General features: G+C 42.4%; 20 protein-coding genes and 1 tRNA gene. 9 read left to right on the forward strand and 12 right to left on the reverse strand.

The window, feature by feature from the left end:
• Positions 1–74: 74 nt before the first annotated feature.
• From PCY08_RS08465 to queF, 6 genes are all read left to right on the forward strand, one after another.
• The gene (locus tag PCY08_RS08465; RefSeq protein ID WP_000570260.1) at positions 75–296 is read left to right on the forward strand and encodes a DUF4649 family protein; all 222 of its coding nucleotides are present in this window, start codon (positions 75–77) and stop codon (positions 294–296) included.
• A 14-nt stretch (positions 297–310) separates the two neighbouring features.
• Positions 311–625 carry a thioredoxin gene (trxA, locus tag PCY08_RS08470; protein ID WP_001029581.1) on the forward strand — a complete coding sequence of 105 codons (315 nt, stop codon included), beginning with the start codon at positions 311–313 and terminating at the stop codon, positions 623–625.
• 202 nt (positions 626–827) lie between these two features.
• Complete coding sequence (queC, locus tag PCY08_RS08475) at positions 828–1,481, forward strand: 7-cyano-7-deazaguanine synthase QueC (RefSeq protein ID WP_075228740.1); 654 nt, start codon at positions 828–830, stop codon at positions 1,479–1,481.
• Positions 1,481–1,924, forward strand: coding sequence for a 6-carboxytetrahydropterin synthase QueD (queD, locus tag PCY08_RS08480; protein ID WP_301560050.1), 444 nt, complete (start codon positions 1,481–1,483; stop codon positions 1,922–1,924). Before queC ends, queD begins: the two co-directional genes overlap by 1 nt.
• Positions 1,917–2,633, forward strand: coding sequence for a 7-carboxy-7-deazaguanine synthase QueE (gene queE, locus PCY08_RS08485; RefSeq protein ID WP_301560051.1), 717 nt, complete (start codon positions 1,917–1,919; stop codon positions 2,631–2,633). The genes queD and queE overlap by 8 nt, the downstream gene beginning before the upstream one ends.
• Positions 2,634–2,651: 18 nt before the next feature.
• Positions 2,652–3,143 (forward strand): preQ(1) synthase, encoded by a 492-nt coding sequence (queF, locus tag PCY08_RS08490; protein WP_000082582.1) that lies wholly within the window; start codon positions 2,652–2,654, stop codon positions 3,141–3,143.
• A gap of 246 nt (positions 3,144–3,389) precedes the next feature.
• On the opposite strand, the gene PCY08_RS08495 is transcribed toward queF, so the two are convergent.
• Together PCY08_RS08495 and PCY08_RS08500 are read right to left on the reverse strand one after the other, a co-directional pair.
• Positions 3,390–4,058 (reverse strand): MIP/aquaporin family protein, encoded by a 669-nt coding sequence (locus PCY08_RS08495; protein ID WP_004250764.1) that lies wholly within the window; start codon positions 4,056–4,058, stop codon positions 3,390–3,392.
• Between the two features lie 109 nt (positions 4,059–4,167).
• Entirely contained in the window at positions 4,168–4,959 is a 792-nt protein-coding gene (locus tag PCY08_RS08500) for a DUF2785 domain-containing protein (RefSeq protein ID WP_301560052.1), read from the reverse strand.
• A 273-nt stretch (positions 4,960–5,232) separates the two neighbouring features.
• Between PCY08_RS08500 and PCY08_RS08505 the strand changes: the two genes are divergently transcribed.
• Positions 5,233–5,997, forward strand: coding sequence for a (S)-acetoin forming diacetyl reductase (locus PCY08_RS08505; protein ID WP_000048146.1), 765 nt, complete (start codon positions 5,233–5,235; stop codon positions 5,995–5,997).
• A gap of 101 nt (positions 5,998–6,098) precedes the next feature.
• On the opposite strand, the gene PCY08_RS08510 is transcribed toward PCY08_RS08505, so the two are convergent.
• The 9 genes from PCY08_RS08510 to PCY08_RS08550 all read right to left on the reverse strand — a co-directional run bounded on the left by PCY08_RS08510 (position 6,099) and on the right by PCY08_RS08550 (position 13,452).
• On the reverse strand, positions 6,099–6,536 hold the full coding sequence (locus tag PCY08_RS08510) for a thioredoxin domain-containing protein (RefSeq protein WP_301560053.1): 438 nt from the start codon (positions 6,534–6,536) through the stop codon (positions 6,099–6,101).
• A 187-nt stretch (positions 6,537–6,723) separates the two neighbouring features.
• On the reverse strand, positions 6,724–8,520 hold the full coding sequence (pepF, locus tag PCY08_RS08515; protein ID WP_301560054.1) for an oligoendopeptidase F: 1,797 nt from the start codon (positions 8,518–8,520) through the stop codon (positions 6,724–6,726).
• A gap of 10 nt (positions 8,521–8,530) precedes the next feature.
• Positions 8,531–9,274: a 16S rRNA (uracil(1498)-N(3))-methyltransferase gene (locus PCY08_RS08520; RefSeq protein WP_301560055.1), complete on the reverse strand. Its 744-nt coding sequence runs from the start codon at positions 9,272–9,274 to the stop codon at positions 8,531–8,533.
• Position 9,275: 1 nt separating this feature from the next.
• The gene (gene prmA, locus PCY08_RS08525; RefSeq protein ID WP_301560063.1) at positions 9,276–10,226 is read right to left on the reverse strand and encodes a 50S ribosomal protein L11 methyltransferase; all 951 of its coding nucleotides are present in this window, start codon (positions 10,224–10,226) and stop codon (positions 9,276–9,278) included.
• A gap of 137 nt (positions 10,227–10,363) precedes the next feature.
• Positions 10,364–10,837 (reverse strand): GNAT family N-acetyltransferase, encoded by a 474-nt coding sequence (locus PCY08_RS08530; RefSeq protein WP_301560056.1) that lies wholly within the window; start codon positions 10,835–10,837, stop codon positions 10,364–10,366.
• Entirely contained in the window at positions 10,834–11,268 is a 435-nt protein-coding gene (locus PCY08_RS08535) for an NUDIX hydrolase (RefSeq protein WP_301560057.1), read from the reverse strand. Before PCY08_RS08535 ends, PCY08_RS08530 begins: the two co-directional genes overlap by 4 nt.
• Positions 11,269–11,317: 49 nt before the next feature.
• Complete coding sequence (locus PCY08_RS08540; RefSeq protein WP_045762802.1) at positions 11,318–11,860, reverse strand: hypothetical protein; 543 nt, start codon at positions 11,858–11,860, stop codon at positions 11,318–11,320.
• Positions 11,861–11,883: 23 nt separating this feature from the next.
• Positions 11,884–12,963 carry a site-2 protease family protein gene (locus PCY08_RS08545; protein ID WP_301560058.1) on the reverse strand — a complete coding sequence of 360 codons (1,080 nt, stop codon included), beginning with the start codon at positions 12,961–12,963 and terminating at the stop codon, positions 11,884–11,886.
• A gap of 18 nt (positions 12,964–12,981) precedes the next feature.
• Complete coding sequence (locus PCY08_RS08550; RefSeq protein ID WP_301560059.1) at positions 12,982–13,452, reverse strand: DUF3013 family protein; 471 nt, start codon at positions 13,450–13,452, stop codon at positions 12,982–12,984.
• Positions 13,453–13,567: 115 nt separating this feature from the next.
• On the opposite strand from PCY08_RS08550, the gene PCY08_RS08555 reads away from it, so the two are divergent.
• The gene (locus tag PCY08_RS08555; protein WP_301560060.1) at positions 13,568–14,839 is read left to right on the forward strand and encodes a replication-associated recombination protein A; all 1,272 of its coding nucleotides are present in this window, start codon (positions 13,568–13,570) and stop codon (positions 14,837–14,839) included.
• Positions 14,840–15,103: 264 nt separating this feature from the next.
• Positions 15,104–15,176, forward strand: a tRNA-Lys gene (locus tag PCY08_RS08560).
• Between the two features lie 120 nt (positions 15,177–15,296).
• Here the strand turns inward: PCY08_RS08560 and PCY08_RS08565 are convergent.
• Positions 15,297–15,670, reverse strand: a 374-nt coding sequence (locus tag PCY08_RS08565; RefSeq protein WP_301560061.1) for a transposase, incomplete at its 5' end; no start/stop codon positions are given.

The raw sequence follows: 15,670 nt of genomic DNA on the forward strand, positions 1-15,670 counted from the left end.
TGCGCAATCATTTTTCTTGACATTCCTTTTTTCAAGGAGTAAAATGAAAACATGATTTAGCAAAGGAGAATCCTATGATTGAAATCACCTATCTTGATGCCAGCAAGCAAGAGAGAACCATGACCTTCGAGTCATACGAAGAATTTGAACGTTCTCAACAGGCCTGCTTGATCGGTGTCGCAGACTATTACCCCGTCCAAAAAGTAACCTACAAGGGGCATGATTTGGACTACCATGGGACTTACGGAGATGTCTTCTTCTATCTCATGAAACAAGATTTAAGCCAATATAACTAAAAAGGAGAAATACTATGGCAAAAGCAATTACAGATGCAACATTCGAACAAGAAACTAAAGACGGATTGGTCTTGGTAGACTTCTGGGCAACTTGGTGTGGTCCATGTCGTATGCAAGGTCCAATCTTGGACAAATTGTCTGAAGAACTTTCAGAAGATGTCTTGAAGATCGTTAAAATGGACGTTGACGAAAATCCGAATACAGCTCGTGCATTTGGTATCATGTCTATCCCTACTCTTCTCTTCAAGAAAGATGGACAAGTTGTTAAACAAGTTGCAGGTGTCCACACTGCAGAACAAATCAAAGCTATCGTTGCTGAATTAAGCTAATCAAAGGAGAGACCAAGTGCATTCAGTTGGTCTCTTTTTTCTTACCCTTTGTCATTTTTCAAAAAATATGCTAGACTGTAACTAGAATATTACGATGTTTGGGACATGCCATCGCTAAAAAAAACCTCTACTTGGTATTTTTTAGCTCCCTCTAGGGAGCTTTTTGCGTGCTCTGAACATTTCCCATTTTGGAAGGAGTACTATGAAACGTCAATCAGCCTTGGTCGTCTTTAGTGGTGGTCAAGATTCAACAACCTGCCTTTTCTGGGCCAAGCAACACTATGAAAAGGTCGAAGCCGTTACCTTTGCCTATGGCCAACGCCACCATCTCGAAATTCAAGTGGCTAAAGAAATCGCTGAGGAACAAGGAATTCGTCATCATATCCTAGATATGTCTCTACTAGGACAAATTACTGAAAATGCCTTGACTTCCGATTTAGAAATTGAGCAAAAAGAAGGAGAGGTGCCTAATACCTTCGTCGATGGTCGCAATCATCTCTTTTTGTCCTTTGCTGCAGTTCTTGCCAAGCAACGAGGCATTAAAGATATCGTGACAGGAGTGTGCGAAACAGACTTCTCAGGCTATCCTGACTGTCGGGATGTCTTTGTCAAATCGCTTAATGTGACCCTCAACCTTGCTATGGATTACGACTTTGTAATCCAAACGCCTCTCATGTGGCTAGACAAGGCAGAAACTTGGGAATTAGCCGACCAACTCGGTGCCTTTGACTATGTTCGTGAGAAGACCTTGACCTGCTATAATGGCATTATTGGTACTGGTTGTGGAGACTGTCCTGCCTGCCATCTACGCCAACACGGTTTAGAGGTTTATCTCTCTCAGAAAGGAGAGGCCTGATGTTTTTTGCTCCCAAAGAAATCAAACAAGAAACTGGGGAGTCCCTTGTCTACAATCCTCACAGAACCTTAGTTTCAAAAGAATTTACCTTTGATGCTGCCCACCACCTCTTTCACTATGAGGGAAAATGCAAATCCCTGCATGGCCATACCTATCATCTGCAAATCGCTGTCAGTGGATTCTTAGATGAACGTGGCATGACCTACGATTTTGGGGATATCAAACAAATCTACAAGGACTACTTAGAACCCCACTTGGATCATCGCTATCTCAATGAAACCCTGCCCTACATGAATACGACTGCTGAAAATATGGTTTACTGGATTTTCCAAACTATGAGCCAAGAGTTGCCAGATGAACGCGGTCTTCGTTTGGAATACGTTCGCCTCTATGAAACTCCGACTGCCTTTGCGGAGTTTAGACGGGAGTGGTTAGATGACTAGGGAACGTGTACTTAAATTACCAGTTCTAGAAATTTTTGGCCCAACATTTCAAGGTGAAGGTCGTGCTATCGGCCAGAAAACCATGTTTGTCCGCACTGCAGGTTGCGACTACCACTGCGACTGGTGCGATTCTGCCTTTACTTGGGATGGTTCTGAGAAGCCTACTCGCATGACAGCTGATGAAGTCATTGCTGAATTAGACAAACTAGGAAGCTACGACTATGTAACCCTGTCTGGGGGAAATCCTGCTATCCTAGCAGCCAACATGGCCGAGCTGGTCACCAAGCTCAAGCAACGTGGTGTCACACTTGCCGTTGAAACCCAAGGCTCCCGCTGGCAACATTGGTTAAAAGATATCGACCAAGTCACCCTGAGTCCCAAACCTCCTTCATCTAAGATGGAAGTCAACTTCGAGACCTTGGACTTTATCGTTTCTCAATTGGATCCAGACAAGGTCACCTTTAAAATCCCTGTCTTTGATGATGCAGATCTAGCCTTTGCAAAAGGCATTCAAGAACGCTACCAACCAGATGTCCTCTTCTTATCGGCTGGAAATCCTGAGCCCAAGGCTACAGGCAATATTGTCCAAGACCAACTAGACCGCCTCAAAGAACTCTGGGAACGCGTCGCTGCTGATGATAGCTGGGGCAATGTCCGCGTCCTCCCTCAACTGCATACCCTCCTCTACGATAACCAACGCGGTGTTTAAGATTAGAAAGAAAAAAACATGTCACAACAAGAAGAAATGAAAAACCTAAGCCTACTGGGCAATAAAGAAACCAACTACATTTTTGACTATCAACCCGAAGTCCTCGAATCCTTTGACAATCGTCATGTAGAAAATGATTATTTTATCAAATTCAACTGTCCTGAATTTACCTCACTGTGCCCAATCACTGCACAGCCAGACTTTGCGACTATTTATATTTCCTACATTCCTGACAAGCTCTGTGTTGAGTCAAAATCCCTTAAACTCTACCTCTTTAGTTACCGAAATCATGGGGATTTTCACGAAAACTGTATCAACACCATCGGAAAAGACTTGGTCAACTTGCTAGACCCTCGCTATTTAGAAGTCTGGGGAAAATTCACTCCGCGCGGTGGCATTTCAATTGACCCTTACTACAACTACGGTAGACCTGGAACCAAGTATGAAGGCTTGGCAGAACAGCGGCTCTTCCAACACGACCTTTATCCAGAGAAAATTGACAACCGCTAATACTCTTCGAAAATCTCTTCAAACCGCGTCAACGTCGCCTTGCTGTAGGTATGGTTACTGACTTCGTCAGTTCTATCCACAACCTCAAAACAGTGTTTTGAGCTGACTTCGTCAGTTTCATCTACAACCTCAAAGCAGTGCTTTAAGCAACCTGCGGCTAGTTTGCTCTTTGATTTTCATTGAGTATAAACAGATACGAAAAAGCCCTGTTCCTCATCATGAGGAGCAAGGCTTTTTGAGTTTCAATTATTCTTCAGTTCCAAGGAAGTTTTTAGCTACAAGAGCTGCAAGAACTCCACCAACGATTGGTGCAAGGATGAAAATCCAAACTTGTTGAAGGGCTGCGCCACCTACCAAGACAGCAGGAGCCAAGCTACGAGCTGGGTTTACTGAAAGTCCAGTGATGTTCAAGCCAGCTAGAATCAAAGCTGTCAATGACAAACCAATGACCAAACCAGCGATTGCGCCATTACCTTTACTTGCTGAAGTTACAGTCATGATGACCAAAACAAACAAGAAAGTTGCAATTGTTTCAAACAAGAAACCACCAAAGACAGTTACACCATTTGCCAAGGCATTTTCACCAAGACTTGCAGTTGACATACCTGAATTTGCCAAGAGGAAGAATACAGATCCTGACGCAAGGAAAGCACCAACCACTTGACCAAGGATGTAGTTTACAAGCTCTGAAGATGACAAACGTTTGTTTACAAACATAGCGATAGAAACAGCTGGGTTCAAGTGAGCACCTGAAACAGTTCCGATTGAGAAGGCTGCGACTACGATTGCCAAACCAAAAGCAAGAGCAATTCCAAGGTGTCCAAGTCCTTCAACACCATTTCCAAAAACAACAGCTCCTGTTCCGATGAACACAAGCATAAAAGTACCGATTAATTCAGCAACAAATTTTTTCATTTTTAGTCTCCTTTTTTCAAACTATGTATTAGTCTATCAGAAGAAGGAAAGGGTTTCAAGAAATGTGCTTGGAACTTTTGTGCAAGTTTTCACATTTGATAATCAAAATCTAATATTGGAAAGATTGAATAGCTTCTTTCAAGTCATCTTGTAAACTATTTCTCTGGTCAAGTTGAACATAGACTTCTAAGAGACAGGATCTGAAATTGGAAAATTTATAAAAATCTTCCCTCTCTTCTATCGGGAAATCAAGTGATTTTATCCAAGAAGCCAGTGTCGCTTGCTCCACCTTTCCTTGCAAAATAGGTTCGTAAAGGACTCTGGCCAAGCGCCAGTCCTCATCATCTATAAACCGAATCGTAATTCTTTTAAATAGTTGGCCAAGTATGTCAAATACTTCATGAACTCTATTTTTAGAAAAGTCTGGATGACAAACAACTTCAGTCAAAAGATCAGCCCCATGAGCAAAAGCATGCACCCAACCATATTGACTTGAAAAACCTGTCGTATCCTCTTCTTTTTCAAGGTAATGCAACCCTTGATCGAGCAACGTATTTCTGATATCAGTTTTTAGCTCTCGATAAAAAAGAGAGTGTTGATTGCCATCAGCAGATAAGAGATAGGCATAAATAAGTGCCCTAAAAGAACGTTCAAGCGTGAGAACTCCGATCTTATCAAGCTCTTTATCTAGTCCACCATCAGAAACAATCACATCAGCGATCAACTGAAATTGCTCCTTGGTAAATAACTCTTCTTGAATCCCTCTAGCCAGACTAGTAAAAACCAATTCATCGCGAATCTCTGGACTAGTATCCCCTAAGTGCTCAAGCAACCACAGGATTTCTTCTTGACGATAACTCGGTTCTTCTTCTACTACTTTTCTTTTCAATTCTGGATACATCTGCCTACCTCCAATCATACACATCTATTATACAACATTCTTTTCTAGCTATCTTCATTATAAGAGATAAATATGTTAGTCTCAGATTTTTTTTCACTCTTAGAGGGTTAATTTTTTCCAAAAACCAAGTATTTGTTTGACACAAATTTCACAAAGGTGTATACTAAAACGTGATAGGACTTCTTTTAGAAACCTATCACGACTCACTTATAAACCTTTTGCTGTTCTTTTATGAACGTTTGAATGGTATCACAGATACCGAGGAGGAATCATATGTCTAAAGTAGCTATCGTTACAGGTGCAGGTCAAGGGATCGGTTTTGCAATCGCAAAACGCTTAGTTCAAGATGGTTTTAAGGTTGGAGTTTTAGACTACAACGCTGAAACAGCTGAGAAAGCAGTTGCTGAATTGTCAGCAGATAAAGCTTTTGCTGTTGTAGCTGATGTGTCTAAACAAGCAGAAGTTGCTGCAGCTTTCCAAAAAGTTGTCGATCATTTCGGAGACTTGAACGTTGTTGTAAACAATGCTGGTGTCGCTCCTACTACACCTCTGGATACAATTACAGAGGAACAATTCGCTCGCACATTTGCTATTAACGTCGGTGGTGTGATTTGGGGAGCACAAGCTGCTCAAGCTCAGTTCAAAGCACTTGGTCACGGTGGTAAAATCATCAATGCTACTTCTCAAGCAGGTGTTGTCGGAAATCCAAACTTGACTGTTTACGGCGGTACAAAATTCGCTGTTCGTGGTATTACTCAAACATTGGCGCGTGATTTAGCAGAGTCAGGTATCACTGTCAACGCCTATGCTCCAGGTATCGTTAAAACACCAATGATGTATGATATCGCTCATGAAGTTGGAAAAAATGCAGGAAAAGACGACGAGTGGGGTATGCAAACATTCGCAAAAGATATTACATTGAAACGCCTATCTGAACCAGAAGATGTAGCTGCAGCAGTTAGCTTCCTTGCTGGACCAGATTCAAACTACATTACAGGTCAAACCATTATCGTTGATGGTGGTATGCAATTCCATTAAGATTAAGAAAGTGAGGTTGGAAAAAAATCCAACCTCTTTTTTCATCTCTACGATTCCAATTTTCGGAGTCATTTTTTATCATTTATAAGAATTCTTCAGAACTATTCATTCTTTAAAAATGACAGTATTTCTTCAAGACTAGCAGTACTCCCCTGCTCTAAATAGCGTGATTTACTACCATTTTGATAGACTGAAAGATTCGGAACCGTTTGGATATCCATTTCTTTTGCAAAGGCTGTAATCTCATCCTTTTCATCAGAAGCACTATCCAAATAATAGACCGTCTGGTGACTTTTTTGAATCGCTAGAGCCAAATTGGGCACAAACTTTTGACAGTAAGGACAGGATTCTCTTCCAATGTAGACGACAAACTCGTCGCCATTTGCAAGTTTGGAGCGCATTTCTTTCATATTGATTGCTTTAGTATACTGAACAGCCTCCTGATAAGTTTTTGGAAGAACAGGTTGACTGAATTTCCAAATCATAAACAAAATCGGCATAGCAATTCCAATGATAAGCAAGCTAAGTTTTTTATTCACACGCACTAGCATCCCCGTCCTTTTCTAAGTATTTTCCCTAGTCTAATCGCCCACGACAAGATATAAAATCCAACCGATAGATCTATAATAACGCACATTCTGAAGACAAAGTCTTCAGTAAACTTTATGAAATAAATGTCATTCTAAAATCTCAACAATATAACTCTATTGTTGCACTTTTATGATTTTATTCTCCCAACTGGGCACTGTAGTTGATAATTTGGTCAATCGTGTCTGACAAGAATTGAATGGTATCACGGAGTGGTTTATCTGTTGAAATATCGGCTCCGATAATCATGGCTGACTCAAGTGGTGTCTTGCTACCACCTGATTTGAGGAGATTGAGCCAGTCTCTAGCTCCATTCTCAGAGTTTTTAAGATGAAGGTAACCAGCAGTCGAGATGACAAGTCCTGCTGAATAGGTATAACTATACAAGCCCATGTAATAGTGAGCTTGGCGCATCCAAGTCAGTGCTGCATCATCATCAATTTCAATAGCATCTCCCCAGAAGTCAGTCAAGACTTCCTTCATAATACTGTTGAGTTTGCTTGCCCCAAAGGTTTCTCCTTCTTCAATCAGTGTATACACCTTACGCTGGAAGGCTGCTTCCAAGAGGTGGGTGATGAAGTTATGGAAATAGGTATCTGTCAAGCGGTGGGCAAGAGCGAAGCGTTTCTGACGTGGATCATCAGACTGGTGTTCCAAGTAATCGCTGAGAAGCAATTCATTGAAGGTTGACGGTGCTTCGACATAGTAGGTCGACATGTGGGCATTAAAATAGCTTTGGTGATTGTCAGAAAAGATGAATTGACCAGAATGCCCGATTTCATGAATCAAGGTATAAACATCGCTCAAACGACCTGTCCAGCTCATGAGAACATAAGGATGCACACGGTATGGATCAGCTGCATAGCCACCAGAATCCTTGCCACTATTGGCAGCAAAGTCCACCCAGCGTTCTTCTTGATAGCGAGCAACTTCTTGACTGTATTCTTGACCCAAAGGTTCTACCGACTTCATGACCAAATCATAGGCATCATCAATGCTAACCTCTGGATTCAACGCACTATCCAAATCCAATTTCCAATCAGCAAAGGTCATCTTCTCAAGACCATTGACCTTAGCCACATGCTTGAGATATCGCTGAGCAACTGGCGCAAAGTCCTTCATGATGAGGTCAATCTGGCGGTCAAACATAGCACGGTCTACTTCTTGTTCAGCCAGAAGATAGTCAAATACTGAGTCATATCCCTTCATATCAGCCAAGAGTTTTTCAGACTTGACTTGGGCTAGATAAGCTGCCGCAGCTGTATTTTGGTGCTTACGTAGTCCTTCTGAGAAGGAACGGAAGGATTTCTCACGGACTTCAGCATCTTCATGGTTTTGGTAAAAGTTCTCATAGGTCACAAAACTGTTTTTATAAGTCTTCCCATGGGCTTCAAAGTCAGCCATTTCAAAGTCGCCCGCTCGCATTTTAGTATAGATATCCTGTGGACTGTAGAAAACTTCACCCAGATTGGTCAAGGTCTTTTCCACATCCGCCCCAAGATAGTGGGCTTTTTTGATCTTAGCTTGACGAATCGCTGCCGTCAAATGTGGTAAGTTACCCAAACGGTCCAAGACTTCCTCATCTGCAGCCACTAAGGCATCATCAAAGAAGGTTAAGGCGACACTGGCATCTGTCTCAAAGTCCATTCCAGCTTGGGCGATATTAGCAAAATCTTCATTACCATAGTCTGTCGTCTGAGGCATAAAGGCGTAATTACCGATATGACTCATCTGAATGTAGATTTGCTCCAATTCTGCAAAGGCCTTCTCGAAATCTTCAAAAGTGTGAAGATTCCCCCTGTAGTCACGGCTGAATTGATTGATGTCTTCACGCGCCTTTTCTATCGCACGCAAGAAGTCCTCACGGTCTTGATATAGGGCTGTCAAATCCCAAAGTTCCTTTTCAGGAAATTCTGAACGGTGTTTTTGTTCCATCTTTTTCCTCTTATTTCTCTAATTCTAATAAAACACTAAGGGCTGACAGGGCATAAAGCGGTGCTGTTTCTGCTCGCAAAATACGAGGACCAAGACCTGCCAAGACTGCTCCTTTAGCTTCAAAAGACTCAATTTCTGCAGGTGAGAGACCACCTTCTGGACCAAAGATAAAGAGCAATTTAGCTCCTTTTTCCAGTCCAGCAACTGCTTGTATAAGTGCGGCTGATTCTCCTTCTTTAGCCGACTCTTCATAAGCCACCACGATGCGGTCAAACTGGCTCAGTTGTGCTAGAAAGTCTGCCTTTTTCTCAAAAAGCGTAATACTTGGGACAAAGTTGCGCTTGCTTTGCTCGGCTGCTCCAAGGGCGATTTTTTCTAGTTTTTCGACTTTTTTACCCAACTTCTTGCCATCCCATTTGGCAACGGACCAGTCGGCAGGGAAGGCCCAAATCTGACTGGCACCTAGTTCCGTCACCTTTTGAGTGATAAACTCCAGCTTGTCCCCCTTGGGAAAACCTGATGCGATGGTCACTTGGACTGGCAGTTCCACATTGTCTGCTAATTCCTCGACCAACTCCAACCGACGGGCTTCTACATTTACCACGCGCGCCAAGCGCTTGATGCCATCATCGAAGACCAAGGTAACCTCTTCCTCTTCTTTTAAGCGCATGACCTGAAACATGTGCTTGCTGGTCTCTTTGTCCTCGATAGTGACTGGTGAGCTAGCCAATCCTTTTACAAAATACTGCTGCATGCTAGCCTCCAATCACACCAGAGATATCCTTGGTCTTCTTGAAGACACAGGCATTCCATTCCCCTTGGATCATGTGGGTTTCAAGGAAAAATCCAGCTGACTCAGCCGACTCACGCACCATGTCCCACTTGTCCTTAATTATACCACTCATGATGAGGTAGCCTTCATCCTTAACCAAACGATAAGCATCATCTGTCAGATGAATGAGGATATCCGCCAAAATATTGGCCACGATGACGTCAGCTTCAATCTCCACACCCTTGAGCAAATCGCCCGGGACTACATGGATGTTTTCCATACCAGGGTTGAGCTCAATATTTTCCTGAGCGACGCGAACCGCCACGTCATCTAGGTCATAGGCAAAGATTTCCTTAGCGCCAAGAAGTGAGCTAGCAATGGAAAGGACCCCTGAACCAGTCCCTACATCTAGCACCGTTTCCCCACCACGAAGAACCTGCTCCAAAGCAAAAAGACTCATCTTGGTGGTCGGGTGGGTTCCTGTCCCAAAGGCCATCCCTGGATCCAGCTTGATAATCTTCTCGCCAGCAGTTGCCTCATAGTCTGTCCATGACGGTACGATGGTTAGGTCATGGGTGATACGAGCTGGTTCATAGTATTTCTTCCAGTTGTCAGCCCAGTCTTCCTCAGCCAAGGCAGTGGTGCCAATCTTGACTTCGCCCAGATCCATAAAGTCTGTCAATTCTGCCAGACGCGCCTGCAAATCCGCTTCAACCGCTGCTACATCAACCGTGTCTGGGTAGTAGGCCGTCACTATGATTTCTTCCTGTTGCTCAACCTCTGGGAAAATTTCACCGAAGCGGTCCACATTTCCCACATAGTCCATGCTGTCTTCGATTGCGACTCCCTGGGCGCCTAGTTCAATCAAGAGATTAGAGACTAGCTCCTCACCTTCACGCTTCACTGTAACTTTTAACTCTTGCCATGTTTCCATCATTAAGATACCAAGCCCTTAAAACACAAAGCCAAAATAGGAAACTCTCTGAAGACGCTTGTGTCTAAGAGAAGTTTATCTTTTTGGCACCGTATTTAGGGCGGGTTCAGTTTAGAAATTTAACCGAACCATCCTTTCTATTTCTCTATCAATTTTTTCATGTAGACCATATCCATGCCTTCTTTTTCAGGTTCGATATGGGTTTGTTGGTAGCCATTCTTCTCGTAGAAGGCGACCATGCCTGCATCCTGTAATACCGTACACAAATCCCACTGTGTGATGGTTGGAAATTCCTCTTCTAGCAAGCGCAATCCCTCAGAGCCATAACCTTTTCCCTGATACAGAGGCAAAATCGCTGCTGTTCCCAACCAAGCTTTCGTTAACTCTTCATTAGTCTGAATTCGTAAAAAACCAATCTTTTCTTCATCTTCTTTTACAAAGTAGTAATAGCTATTGGGACGCTCGACTAGTTTCCACTTAATTCGTTCACGGTCCTCCAGATAAGGATCGTATTCATCTTGATATTTGTCATAAACTGCTTTAAAACTAGCTCTTTGAATGGCAATAATCGTTTCTAAATCCTCTGCTCCTGCTCTCTCAAGTCTTATCATAAACTTTCCTCCAAATAATCCCTCAATCTCCCCTGGAGCTGAGGCACTGTCTGTTTAGAATGTAAAAATTCCTCAACAGGCATCAGCTTATAAGCCTGTCCTTCATCTCCAAAGTTAATCTTGTCAAATTGTTCTTGACTGATCTGACCGACCATAAAGACAGACTGCCGACCTTCAAAGAGCATACTGGGATAAACCTTGCTCCAGAGCAGGCAACCCTCATTTAAATGAATTCCCACTTCTTCATAAACTTCACGCGCTGCGCACTCAAAAGGGCTTTCGTCCCCTTCACGACCTCCACCTGGCAACTCCCACATATTGGGCCAAGGTATATTTTCCTTGTCATCACGCAAGATGGTCAGTAGCTTATCTCCACAAAATAGAGCAATTTTGCAGCCTGTGAAATCGAACTTTTTATTCAAGAATTCCATGATGTTTACTCTTTCCTATGATAACAACTAGAGTCTGTAAAAGACCGAACTAGCCTTCTGCTATTTCCTTTTGGCACTCTGCATCCCAGTACGCCTGCCATCTGCCATGTTTTTTAGCAAAATAAACCGTAAACTCATCATTGACATAATCTGCAACATAGCGAAGATTAGGAGGATTTTCATCAAAACTTAATATCCAAGGATGGAAGTAAAAGGTTTTCTCCCACCTCTTCTGAGTATAGCCGAGATTCTTGGCAAACTGAGGGATAGGTTGTTGCAACTCGCTTTCCAAATGGGACTGAATGGCATTGTCAAAACTATTCAAACGAGCTAATAGTTGCTTAAACTGATCTTCCTCCTCAATTTTGAAATCACCTATGAACTCAAATTCTGCAAAGTCTATAGAAAATTCAAATAATGTGATTTTACCATCCTCAACATAGTGCCCATCTTCATCAACACAACAACGAGTTCCTGACTTCAATACTCGCTCGAAATCTAGATCCGCAAAGCGATTTCGGGGAAGAAACGACTCACGTTCTTGAGATTCTTGGGATTTCTTACTAAATAACCGCTTAAATTTCTGAAGCATCGGACAGCTCCCTTTTCTATTTCTCAGCTAACCTGAGTCTCTTCTTCCTGTATGGCTTGTTCCAACTCATCTAACCACTGCTGGTAGTAGGCTTTCTCATCCCGCAGCATTCGGCTGCTATTCATTTTCTGTCTAGCAATCTTCATAGCCTTGTGAGTTTGAACTACATCTTTCTTTACCTTAAATTGATACCAAGCTTGAATGACCTGCATATCTGCTGTTTTTAGAGATAAAAAGGATTTGACTCCTCGAATGCTTGCATATTCTTCCGCTTTCTTATTATCTCCTTCTAGCAAGGTTACTTGAAGAAGGTATAACTGAGAAATTGTTCTAATCATTGAGTTATCTGTATTTTCAAGTAAAGTTTGCAAGTGCTTTTTAGCTGACTCAAGCTTACCCTCCATGATAAAAACTAATCCCTGTAGTGCTGATACACTACCAACAAAGCTCCCTTTTGCATCCTCAGGAACTGGTTGAACAAAATCTTTCAAATCATATTCTTGAGGAGCTAGCAAGGTCTGGGCAGAATGCCTCAACATCACATAAGCATAAGTCACATTCTCAGGATGCCGCATCAATTCTACTATTTTTGCTCCATCGGTGATATCGACTGGCAAAACATTGTTTAGAAAGAAAGACAAATTAAGAAAAATCCAAGTACCAGCAAAATACCAGCTTTTTGTAAAAAATCCAAACAATACCGCCAATAACATCAAGCTAAGATGGACAAGTAAGCCTCCTGAAAGCATCAGGATGATTCTTTGATCGTTTTCATCCTCTTTTAAACCAATGTATTGAGCGCCAACATTTTTGAGAACGGCTGTTCTGCTAAGATAAAACCTGCCTGACTTTTTAGTCAAAAGAAAGTTTCCTAATCCAAAAGCCACCAGCCGATAGCCTGTCAAGTAGCCACAAAAAGCATGTCCCAGCTCATGAAGAATAAAGATTAAATACATGCTTAGAAAGGCGAAAGCATAACCAAAAGTAAAGACTAAAACTGCGGAATACCCCAACTCTGCAAATGCGATTGTTCCACAGGCAAAAGCTAGCATAATAAAGACAACAGCTAGCACATAAACCAAATAAATCCCAATTTTCTTCATAAAATCTCCAACCAACTCCTAATATCTCGGATAAGGGTAAAATTCTCCCTCTTCCAAGTCTGCTTTCCCTTCTTCAAAGACTTCTTGGTTCCATTCCATGACGAATTCTTCTGCTTCTGGGTCTTCCAAAAAGTCCATGAGGGCATCTAGCCCAATCTCGGCAGTATCCTTAAGAAATAGGACAAAATAGGCTAAGAATTCACGAGAAAAACCTTTTTTAGGTAGGTAAGGGATAACTGCCAAATAGTCTTCTGCATTGACTGTTGACTTAGCAGGATTGTAAAAGAGCACCGCTTCTTCAAAAAGGATATCGTCTGACGACACCTCTCCGTCCTCATCCAGCATCTCCACTCCTGCGGCATTTTGCGCCTCTAGCAGAAAACTCACTTCTACCGCATGATTGCGCTTGTCCCAGCTAATCTCATAATCAAAAGGAAAGTTCTTGTCCAACTCTTCTTGTAAAACATCTAAAAATCCGTATGTTGCCATCTTGTCCTCTTTCTATACAACTCTTTAATCGCCCCGAATACTCGGAAATATGCTAAAATAGATACTACCATATTACCACATTAGTATCAGAAAATCCATGTTAGAAAGGACTGCTATGCCAGACAATCTCGCGCTTCGTATGCGCCCCAAAACCATCGACCAAGTCATAGGTCAGGAGCATCTGGTCGGCCCAGGTAAAATCATCCGTCGCATGGTGGAGGCTAACCGCCTGTCATCCATGATTCTCTATGGACCTCCGGGCATCGGAAAAACCAGTATCGCTTCGGCCATCGCTGGAACGACCAAGTATGCCTTTCGAACCTTTAATGCCACAGTTGATAGCAAAAAACGTCTCCAAGAAATTGCTGAAGAAGCTAAATTCTCAGGTGGACTTGTACTACTACTAGACGAGATTCATCGTCTCGACAAGACTAAACAAGACTTCCTCTTGCCTCTCTTAGAAAGTGGATTGGTTATCATGATTGGGGCGACAACTGAAAATCCTTTCTTTTCTGTCACTCCAGCCATCCGTAGTCGTGTTCAGATTTTTGAATTGGAACCCTTGTCTAACCAAGATGTCAAAGAGGCCATTCAAATCGCCCTCACTGATCCTGAACGTGGCTTTGATTTCCCTGTTGAGTTAGATAATGATGCCCTTGATTTTATCGCAACATCTACAAATGGAGATCTTCGTTCTGCCTTCAACTCGCTGGATTTGGCAGTTCTTTCTACTCCGGCAAATGACGAAGGCATCCGCCATATCACGCTCGATATTATGGAAAATAGTCTGCAGCGGAGCTATATTACCATGGACAAGGATGGGGATGGACACTATGATGTTCTCTCTGCTCTCCAGAAATCCATCCGTGGTTCAGATGTGGATGCTAGTCTCCACTATGCTGCTCGCTTGATCGAAGCTGGGGATCTACCAAGCCTAGCTCGTCGCTTGACTGTGATTGCCTATGAAGATATTGGCTTAGCCAATCCCGATGCTCAAATCCATACCGTGACTGCCTTGGATGCTGCACAGAGAATTGGATTTCCAGAAGCTCGCATTCTCATAGCCAATGTCGTCATTGATTTGGCACTCTCGCCCAAGTCAAACACAGCCTATGTGGCTATGGATAAGGCTCTGGCTGACCTTAAAACATCAGGTCATCTACCGATTCCAAGACACCTTCGTGATGGTCACTATAGCGGAAGCAAGGAACTGGGCAATGCCCAAAACTACCTCTATCCACATAGTTATCCTGGCCACTGGGTCAAGCAAGATTATTTGCCAGAAAAAATCCGCAACCATAGCTATTTCTCACCAGAAGATACTGGGAAATACGAACGGGCCCTCGCTCAACGCAAGGAAACCATTGATAAATTACGAAATTTGTGAAATCCTTTCCAAATAATTACATTTACCCCTTGATTTTTTTTGAAAAAGTGGTATTATATAAACATAGAAACGCTGTGGTGTACGACCTCACACTTAAGTGTTGACCGACTATTTTTTGTATTATTAGGGAAACAAAAGTCTTCTAACAGCATGTAGGCCGTCTCACACGGAAACAGCTTCAGTTAGAGCGAGTTGCCCACCTGCTTAATTGCGCGGGTTCAATACAAACCGTGAAGTTTCGGCACCAATACAGCTTTTTTGTTTGCCTCCTTAGCTCAGCTGGCAGAGCAGCGGACTCTTAATCCGTGGGTCACAGGTTCGATCCCTGTAGGGGGCATCTAATACAACAGGAAAAAGCCTTGGGTTCAAGGTTTTTTTTTCGTATCTGTTCTACTTTTGGTCAACCGGCTACTTAAAGGTTTTGGCTCTCTGTCAACTGAAGTCGGTTGAATAAAAGCTAACATCTGGAGAGGACAACGATTGTCCTCTCCATTTTTATATTCAGAGCGATGAAAATTCGTTTCTTAAAGTTATCAAAGTTCCTAAAACCAAAAGCATTTCGTTTGATGAGTTTAATGAGATTATTGGTTGCTTCCAATTTGGCGTTGGAATAAGGTAATTGAAGGGCGTTGACAATCTTTTCTTTAACCTTGAGGAAGGTTTTCAAGACAGTCTGAAAAAGAGGATGAACCTGCTTTAGATTTTCCTCAATAAGTCCGAAAAATTTGTCAGCTTCTTTATTCTGGAAGTGAAAAAGCAAGAGTTGATAGAGATTATAGTGGTGTTTCAAGTCTTCTGAATAGCTCAAAAGCTTGTCTAGAATCTCTTTAT

The organism is Streptococcus sp. SO4 (assembly GCF_030440055.1).
Taxonomy (GTDB): Bacteria; Bacillota; Bacilli; order Lactobacillales; family Streptococcaceae; genus Streptococcus; species Streptococcus nidrosiense.